The organism is Neobacillus piezotolerans (assembly GCF_003362805.1).
Lineage (GTDB): Bacteria > Bacillota > Bacilli > Bacillales > Cytobacillaceae > Bacillus_D > Bacillus_D piezotolerans.
The window spans coordinates 76,321-85,024 of the sequence record NZ_QNQT01000011.1 but is presented as its reverse complement, the minus strand read 5'-3'; the positions used below and the strand labels follow the sequence as shown (position 1 = coordinate 85,024).

Sequence of the window (8,704 nt, the reverse complement as noted above, 5' to 3'; positions counted from 1 at the left end):
TGACTATTGGTTCTTTTGTTTTGACAATGCTCTTTATTTTCTGGAGGCCTAAAGGGTTAAATGAAGCAATTCCTTCAACATTCGGGGCGATAGCGGTCATTATTTGGGGAAATATTACGTTGGCGAATCTAATGGATATCAGTTCCAAAGTGAGCGGGGCTGCGATTACCATCATATCAACAATCGTAATGGTCCTTGTCCTTGAGAGTGTTGGTTTTTTTAAATGGGCAATCGCGGTCCTTTCCAATTTAGCACAAGGAAATGGCAGGAGACTATTCTGGCTGACAAATCTATTTTGCTTTCTGATGACAGTCTTTTTCAACAATGATGGAAGTATTTTAATCACAACCCCCATCCTGATTCTCCTCTTAAAAAAGCTAAAACTTAAGAGGCATCAAAAAATCCCGTACTTGCTTAGCGGGGCATTAATCGCCACCGCTTCAAGCGCGCCGATCGGGGTTAGCAATATTGTAAATCTAATAGCTTTGAAAATTATAGGAATGGATTTGTATCTCCACACACTGTTAATGTTCATACCGGGAATACTGGGTTTGCTATTTTTGTTGGCACTGCTTTTCCTTGTATTCCGGAAAGATATTCCCCGAACAATCCCGCCTATCAAACTTACAAGCGATTTGAAGGATTTTCAAATTTACCATCCGCTTCAGGATGAATCTTTGGGCACGGAAAATAAAAAGCAAAAGCGAATCATGGTTGGGATTTTAATCTTTGTTTTTATGATCAGGCTGGGGCTCTTCATCGCTTCCTATTTCGGTATTCCAATGGAAATTGTCGCAGTTCTGGGTTCAATTATTTTATTGGGATGGAGGTGGGCTTACCTGAAGGTTCCACCCTCGGATATGTTGGCCAAGACCCCATGGCACATTCTAATCTTTGCCTACACAATGTATATATTGATTTATGGCCTTCACAATATCGGGCTGACCGATATGCTTATCTTCTATTTGCATAGTTCCGTTAGCAAGAGCCTGTTTCATGCCAGTTTGGTGATGGGTGGAACACTTTCAATCATTTCCAATCTATTTAATAACCACCCAGCATTAATGATAGGCACACTGGCACTCACTAATATGGGACTTGATCCAGTCACCATCAAAACTGTCTATCTTGCAAATATCATTGGAAGTGATATTGGATCATTATTCCTTCCAATTGGCACGCTTGCAACCCTTATGTGGATGCACATATTAAAAAGGGAAAAAGTTGGAATTCACTGGTTCGAGTATATCAAAGTGACGGTAAGGGTGATTCCGCCGACTGTCCTTTTCACACTAGTAATATTATTTTTGTGGATTGAACTGGTTTATAATTGAAAATAACCTTTGGAAAGAAGCAATCGGAATATCCTCCACGCATGCTTTTAAGAATGGCGGGCAGGTATTCCTTTTGCTTTTTAACGCCTTGAAACCTGCCCTTCGAAAGCAGGACAGGTCAAGATGGAAGACTAATAAAAACTATGGCAAATGAATCATTTTTATATGGGGCACTTTCCAGAAGACCGTTTCGCCGCTTGCTATGTTCAGCTCTGCTATATTGTTATTAATCAGTTTTAAAAGTCCGATTTTATTGGAGTGATCACCAAGATCGAATACAACCAATTTTCCTTCCAGTTTTTTTAGCTGTTCCTCGAATGAGCGCTGCAAGGGAATGCTAACCGGCTTTAATGGCAGTTCTTCATTTGGAAGGGTATAAGGCGTTGTATTGGTTTGATAGGGGGTAAGCCATTTTAAGTGATTTAGGGAGATAAGCATCGTTTTATAAATAGGAGAGTAAAAGACAAAATAATCATTCAGGACACTAAGGACATAACCATGGATGGACTTGTTCCCGGTTACAAAGATTTCGACGAATTTGCCTTTGGCGTTGGTCAGGGTTTTCCTGTAAGAAATCGATTTTGATTCTTCGATTATAGGCATTTCGGGGGGCTCGCCTTCGAATTCAAGCTCTATTTGATCGTTTTGCCGCAAATTATGAATGTGGGAAAAGGGAATGTATAAATAGTCCTTTCCATTAAAGAGAACGAGAATGTCCTGGCCTAAATCGATAAGGACTCCCTGAAATATTGTTTTACCGGAAATCTCAACTTCTATCTTTTGCCCTATTAAGGCTAATATATTTTTCATTTTTGATTCCCCTTTTCTGAAAAGAGAGGGCAATTGGCAGACTCTCTAAACACTTGGCATTAAGGAACAAAGTTTCTGGCAGTCTAACAGTTCCCCAGGCATCCTGCAAATCTGGAAGAATGCCTGGGTCGAACTGGATTATCTGGGCTTCCAAATATAATCAATAGTTTTAATAACTTTTTCGTGGCGGAAATCCATGCAACTGCTTGAAGAACTGCTTGAAGTTCTTCCGGAAGTTTTCCTGGAAGTTTTTCTGTCTGAACTTTTATGGTTCCTTTGTTTGCTTTGGAATGACCTGGTTTCATCGGAGGATTCGAATTCTTCGTTTTCTTCATTTTCTTCTTTGGACGATTTTTGGTGGGACTGTTTTGTTTTTTTAAAGGAGCCTTTTGGACCGCAGCTTATGTTTTTAATATGGAAGGGATTAATTCTTAAAACCTCATCATTATTGACAATTGTATAATGGCCGCCTACTCCCTGGACAAGTACACCTTCAATCGCTTGAGGTCCTCCCCTGTTGATAGACACCCATTTGTGGCTCATCTTTCCGAATAAATCATGAAAATCATCTGCTTCAATAAAATCTGGAATTAGCACTTCCTGTTCGTCATTTTCCTCATTTTGTTTTTGGGTTGATTCACTAATGCTTTTGATGTGGTGGATATTGTAATAGACAACCCCATCATCCTCAGTCAATAAGGCGATATAGGACCCTGAAACTGCCAGCACCATGCCACTCTTAGATTCCGGGCCTCCAAGGTTCATTTGCGCATGTTTCCTGATAAAATGTTGCATTAATTCGTTAAAGCTTCCAGCACTTTGAAACTCACAGATTTCAGGTTCTTCCTCATGAAAGCGGGGCATGGAATTGGACTTGGTATTCTCGCCGATACTTTGCAGATGTTCGGTTCGATAATAGACAATCCTTGGCTTGTGCTGATTTTTATCCTTATCTTTATTTTGTTCCTTTTCCTTATTTTTCTCCTTATTCTGTTCATTCTCCTGTGCGAGTAAGCAGATATAGTCTGATTGAACGTCCATTAGTTTCCCTTTTTTGCTTTCCGGGCCGCCTTTATATACTTGCACCTCCTGGCCGACGAGTGATTTTAGAAATGAGTGGTAGGAATCCAGCGGAGAAGATGTCGAAGAGCGCTTTCTTTTTTTTCCTTCCATAAAATTGTTTCCTCCTTGTCATTTATCCATAGGGGATAGATATACTCCATATATACGTAACCTAGTCTTTCAATGCTATGAAGAATTGGCCTATTTAAAGAAAGTTTTCCACTTTGCCTAATCAAGGTCCTTTAAGTGTTTTCTAAGATAGTTTTGCCTATCTTTTAAAAATTGGAGGATAAAGTCAGGCTCTTTGTCAAAGATATCTATCCGGTCCTGTACATAAGGATCCTGAGTCAGGTATGGGCGGATAGTGGAATGAAGATGATGAATTTGCGGTTCAATTGCTTCCACAGTAAAATTTTCATCCAAAATCCCTCTCATGATTTCCTTGTACTGTTTTCTGAATTTGTCGATATCAAGGAGCCTTGCCGTCAATGTATTGAAACCTTCGATCCGGAGATAGTCATACCTCATTTTCAGCCCGTTAATATCCCTTCCCCAGGTCGCGTCATAATCCCATGGAAGTATTTCATAAAGACCGGTCCCCTCATTCCGATAGAGGGCATAATTATGGACGAAGCCATCGTAGTTCTGGGTGCAGACTACTCCCGCCAGCCATTTAAAATATTGCTTAATATCAAGCCAGCTTGGGATTGTTGTTTCAAATTCCTGTTTTCCGGTTGTATTTAATAGATAGATAAATTCAGCGAGAATTAAAGAGTCGCTTTTCAAGCCGGTTTTTCGCTCATAGCCTGCGTAAAGCTCTGTTTTTGCCTTGTTGTCAATGGGGCTGACCAATGAAAAATTGGCATCGTCATTTATGGCGTAAAAGATGGGGCCGTGGGGCAAGTTCCGCTTTTTCAGAAAATTATGGTCGACTGATTCAAGCTGAAGGTAAACGCCTTCTGCCTTACCGTTAATGGAGAGGAAAACATGCTTTGAAGAGGGGGACAGGCAGCCAATGCTTGTGAAAAAATCAAGCGAAAGTTTATTGCGGATCAAGGAAGGGTCTTTGTATTCCGCGTTCAAGTGAAGCTCATTTAGCCCCTTGAAATTGAAAAGTGAAATATGGTAGGACTTCTTAATAAACTCTCTTATATGGGACCCTCGATACGATAAATCTATTTCAACTCTTTTTTTATTGATTTTTAATGAAGCGGGGACTGGGTCATCATTCCATAAATCTGATTTTAATTCCCGAAAATCGATAGGTTTAATGAAAATATCAAACGTAGGCAAATTCATTTCAAGCCCTCCTTTGGCACTCCCTAAATCGTATGTCCTTTGGCAATAAGAAGTTCTTTAGACAAAAGTACATTTTTTACAAAAGCAGTATGTTTGTCTAAGCAAAGAAAATTACAAAACGTACATTGTAATACAGGGTGAAGAAGTAAACTCATATATTTCTTCTGCTGAAAATGAAAATGGAGGGTAAGTTATGAGGAAGTTAGGGAAAAGGGATATCCAGAAGGCTGTTGAGGATGTAACTTCCCGCGGAATGAAGGACTTTTTGTTCCAGGAACCCGTTTCGAATGCAAGTTCCCAGCGCTCTTGCAGAAAAAGCGGAGTAGTTGGGACCGGCCGCAGCCGTGTGTCGGACCGCCATCACAAATCCGGTCGCTCCCACGGCCCAGGCAGGCATCATAAGTCGGGCCGCTCACACGGTCCGGGACGCCATCATAAAAAGCGCCACCATCACAGGACTGGCCGTACGGGAAGAACTAGCCGTCATTGCACGACAGGCCGAGTGGGAGGAACTGGCCGCCGCAGGAAGCAGCAGACCCGTGGAACCGGCCGCCATTGCACAACAGGGCGTATAGGAGCCACTGGCCGCCGCCGCAGGAAGCATCAGACCCGTGGAACCGGCCGCCAATGTACAACAGGGCGTGTAGGAGGAACTGGCCGCCGCAGGAAGCATCGGACCCGTGGAACTGGCCGCCATTGCACGACAGGCCGAGTAGGAGGAACTGGCCGCCACCGGAGGAAGCACCGGACCCGTGGAACCGGCCGCCATTGCACAACAGGGCGTGTAGGAGGAACTGGCCAGCACCGCAGGACATGCCGCCAACGCGAAACCGGCTGCCGTTGTACCACAGGGCGAGTAGGAGGAACGGGCAACCGTCGCAGGACTTGCCGTAGCTTTGGAACCGGGCATTCACGGGCAAAATTTACCCGCGAAGAACGTTTCTGGCATAATGGAAATATGGTAGAGTTGCGATTAAGGAAATAAAGTTACGAAGTAGGTAGAGAACTGCCAGAATTAAGATGATTTTTAAGAGGATAAACTTCCATGGCTTGTCCGTAAATTCTATTTTAGTTTCTATTCATGCCTTACAAAAAACCTCCCGAAATGGGAGGTTTTGCTTTTTAAAAGAGAGACTGCATCTCTGCATCCTGTCTGTGTCCGGCCTATGCGTTAAAAACGATACCTTTTAATGGGCTAGAGATTTTCCGCCTTATCACTATCCTCGCTGAATTTGTCCAGTAAAGTAATTGCATCGACGAGGTGGTTATTAAAAATTTGACGCGCCACAGCGAGCAACTCAATGATCAGTGGATCCCGCAGCGAATAAATTACGCGGTTGCCATCCTTTGTCCCTGTAACTATATTTTTCGTCCTTAAAATCATTAGCTGCTGGGAAACAGCAGAGCCTTCACTTCCCGCCAGGCTTTGTATTTCATTTACACTCTTGTCTCCATCCCCAAGCAATTCAAGGATCCGAATCCTTAGAGGATGAGCCAAAGCTTTAAAAAAGTCGGCTTTAAATTTTTGCATTTCCAAATCCAATACGTTTCCTCCCTTTTTACCCCCGCTATTATATAAGGGCCTTCCTTTGTTCGCCCGCCTTCTGTTTAATGGCTGATAATGTGGCGCATTCCCTGAAAGCGAAATGTTTGCAACCCACACATTCGCTTTTATTTACATGAGTAAGCGCGAAATTAATAGCGTCTCCGGTATGGATGAAAAAGTGCTCACCGCCAATGAAATCATACAAGCCCGTTTTCCTCAGCAGTTCGAGCGGACCGGGTTGGATTCCCGTAATCAAAACCTGCCCGTGGGCAGAGAAGTCCTTAACGATGCTCGAAAAATGCGATTCTCCGGTCGTATCCATAAATGGTACTTTGCCAAGCCTTAAAATAAGTACCTTCGGCTTATAGTTTATTGTATTTAATATAGTTTGTTCAAATGTTTGCGCCGCCCCGAAGAAAAGAGGGCCTTCAATCGTATACATGCTGATTTGCGGACAGTCGTGTGAGTCTGCCGCGGCCTGCGGGTGCACGGCCTGAAGCTTCTGATTGTCATTGGGTAGGACCTTTGCCGTCACAAGGGACTCGCTCATCCGTTTTGTGAAAATAATTACCGCGAGCAGAATCCCCGCTTCAACAGCAACTGTTAAATTTACAAATACGGTAAGAAGGAAAGTGACAACCAGAATCAGGGAATCAAGCGTTTTTGTTTTAAGTACATTGTAAAAAACGGTTTTCTCGCTCATGTTCCATGCGACCACCATCAAAATCGGCGCCATGCTTGCCAATGGTATTTTCGAAGCATGAGGCGCGAACAGGACTAGAATAACGAGGACAACGAGGCCATGGATGATTCCAGACATCGGGGATACGGCTCCATTCTTGATATTGGTCGCGGTCCTCGCAATCGCTCCCGTCGCGGGAATTCCGCCGAATAATGGTGCGATCATGTTGGCCACGCCCTGGCCCATCAATTCCCGGTTGCTATTATGCCTGCCGCCGCTCATCCCATCCGCCACTACAGCGGATAATAACGATTCAATCGCGCCAAGGATGGCGATAATGAATGCCGGTTTTATAAGAAGGCGGATTTTCTCCAAAGTGATTTCGGGAAATTGGAACGCCGGCAGCCTGGCTGGTATTTCCCCATATGTGGAACCGATAGTCGCAACGTGGCCTGGATAAAGATACGTGGCCACAAGCGTTGAAATGACCAGCCCGATCAGGGGGCCAGGCACCTTGGGAAAAAGCTTTGGCGTGAACAGAACGGTCACAAGGCAAAGCGCCGCGGTGGCAATACTATACATATTCAAGCTATGGAAATGGATCGTTATTTCCCTGAGATTATCGTAAAAATATTCATGCCGTTCAACGCCTGAAAGCCCGAGGAAATTCGGAATTTGCCCAAAAAAGATAATGACGGCGATTCCAGCCGTGAAACCTATTGTCACGGGACGGGGAATGAATTTTATCAATACGCCCATACGGAAAACACCCATTAAAAAAAGGATGATCCCAGCAAGGAATCCGGCAATCAGGAGATTTTCGAACCCATAGGCCATGACAATTCCGAACAGGATTGGTATAAATGCGCCAGTAGGGCCGCCAATCTGATACTTTGAGCCGCCGAGCAATGAAATAAGAATTCCCGCGATGATCGTTGTGTAAATTCCGTATTCCGGCTTCACTCCTGAGGCTATCGCAAACGCCATTCCAAGCGGTATTGCAATTATCCCGACCACAATGCCTGAGATAATGTCTTTTTGCAAGGAGTGAAGGGAGTAATTCTTAAATCTTACGTCAAACGCCAACTTCTGCAGCACACTTACACTTCCTTAATTGATATATTTATATATTTGATTATTTGAATATACAATATGATATATTACGCCATTTTGCAGGTAAGTCAATGGGTTTGTATATAAAAAATTTATTTTTTTACACATGAAGTGGTATCCTGCAGCTAGGAGGGATAAATAATGCTGATTGAATATATTGCGACAACAGTGGAAGATGCGCTTCTGATCGAGGAATCAGGGGCTGACAGGATTGAACTTGTATCCGCTTTGACAGAAGGCGGCTTGACGCCGAGTTACGCAGTGATTGAAGCAGTAGCAAGGCATGTTGGAATACCTGTAAATGTCATGGTCAGGCCGCACAGCCAGTCTTTTGTCTATTCCGGATATGACCTCGAGATAATGAAAAATGATATTAAAGCCATCAGGTCACTGGGTGCGAATGGGGTGGTGTTAGGAATAGTGAACGTACAAAATGAAATTGACCGAGCCTCCCTGGAAGGGCTGCTGCTGGAATGCAATGGCATGGAGGTAACTTTTCACCGTGCGATTGACGGAACTTCAAACCCGGCGCAATCAGCAAGGATCCTGTCCGATTATAAGGAAATCACAAGCATTTTAACTTCAGGTGGGACTGGCGATCTTGACATCCGTTTGGCTGTGATGAGCAAAATGAAAGAGGCAGCCGGGCATATTGCCATTCTGGCAGGCGGCGGTCTGACGAAGGAAAATATTAAAGATATCCATTCAAAAGTTGAAACAGGCCATTATCATTTCGGGACTGCGGTTAGGAAAAACAATAGCCCAGTAGAAGGAATCGACCTGAAAAGGGCAAAAGAAATTGTAAAGCTTTTAAAAGGATGAGAAAGGAGCCGTGCGGAACCGGCTCCTTTTCCTTTC

8 protein-coding genes are annotated in these 8,704 nt (G+C 43.6%); 3 read left to right on the top strand and 5 right to left on the bottom strand.

The window, feature by feature from the left end; translation table 11 throughout:
* The coding region (locus DRW41_RS18975; RefSeq protein ID WP_245959497.1) for an arsenic transporter at positions 1-1,334 on the top strand (1,334 nt) is incomplete at its 5' end.
* Positions 1,335-1,475: 141 nt separating this feature from the next.
* Here the strand turns inward: DRW41_RS18975 and DRW41_RS18970 are convergent.
* From DRW41_RS18970 to DRW41_RS18960, 3 genes are all read right to left on the bottom strand, one after another.
* On the bottom strand, positions 1,476-2,144 hold the full coding sequence (locus DRW41_RS18970; protein ID WP_115453603.1) for a YwrJ family protein: 669 nt from the start codon (positions 2,142-2,144) through the stop codon (positions 1,476-1,478).
* Between the two features lie 138 nt (positions 2,145-2,282).
* Positions 2,283-3,317 (bottom strand): spore coat protein, encoded by a 1,035-nt coding sequence (locus DRW41_RS18965; protein ID WP_115453602.1) that lies wholly within the window; start codon positions 3,315-3,317, stop codon positions 2,283-2,285.
* 117 nt (positions 3,318-3,434) lie between these two features.
* On the bottom strand, positions 3,435-4,505 hold the full coding sequence (locus DRW41_RS18960; RefSeq protein WP_115453601.1) for a CotH kinase family protein: 1,071 nt from the start codon (positions 4,503-4,505) through the stop codon (positions 3,435-3,437).
* Between the two features lie 193 nt (positions 4,506-4,698).
* Here DRW41_RS18960 and DRW41_RS22710 point away from each other — a divergent pair, with 193 nt between their 5' ends.
* On the top strand, positions 4,699-5,490 hold the full coding sequence (locus tag DRW41_RS22710) for a CotG/ExsB N-terminal domain-containing protein (RefSeq protein ID WP_142752255.1): 792 nt from the start codon (positions 4,699-4,701) through the stop codon (positions 5,488-5,490).
* 210 nt (positions 5,491-5,700) lie between these two features.
* Here DRW41_RS22710 and DRW41_RS18945 read toward each other — a convergent pair whose 3' ends face one another.
* Together DRW41_RS18945 and DRW41_RS18940 are read right to left on the bottom strand one after the other, a co-directional pair.
* Positions 5,701-6,048, bottom strand: a complete 348-nt coding sequence (locus DRW41_RS18945) for an ArsR/SmtB family transcription factor (protein WP_115453598.1) — start codon at positions 6,046-6,048, stop codon at positions 5,701-5,703.
* Between the two features lie 28 nt (positions 6,049-6,076).
* Complete coding sequence (locus DRW41_RS18940) at positions 6,077-7,831, bottom strand: SulP family inorganic anion transporter (RefSeq protein ID WP_115453597.1); 1,755 nt, start codon at positions 7,829-7,831, stop codon at positions 6,077-6,079.
* A gap of 156 nt (positions 7,832-7,987) precedes the next feature.
* Here DRW41_RS18940 and DRW41_RS18935 point away from each other — a divergent pair, with 156 nt between their 5' ends.
* Positions 7,988-8,668, top strand: coding sequence for a copper homeostasis protein CutC (locus DRW41_RS18935; protein ID WP_115453596.1), 681 nt, complete (start codon positions 7,988-7,990; stop codon positions 8,666-8,668).
* Positions 8,669-8,704 lie beyond the last annotated feature (36 nt).

Coding starts and splice junctions, on each gene's coding strand:
- DRW41_RS18970 (WP_115453603.1), bottom strand. CDS start 2,144: ATGAAAAATATATTAGCCTTAATAGGGCAAAAGATAGAAGTTGAGATT.
- DRW41_RS18965 (WP_115453602.1), bottom strand. CDS start 3,317: ATGGAAGGAAAAAAAAGAAAGCGCTCTTCGACATCTTCTCCGCTGGAT.
- DRW41_RS18960 (WP_115453601.1), bottom strand. CDS start 4,505: ATGAATTTGCCTACGTTTGATATTTTCATTAAACCTATCGATTTTCGG.
- DRW41_RS22710 (WP_142752255.1), top strand. CDS start 4,699: ATGAGGAAGTTAGGGAAAAGGGATATCCAGAAGGCTGTTGAGGATGTA.
- DRW41_RS18935 (WP_115453596.1), top strand. CDS start 7,988: ATGCTGATTGAATATATTGCGACAACAGTGGAAGATGCGCTTCTGATC.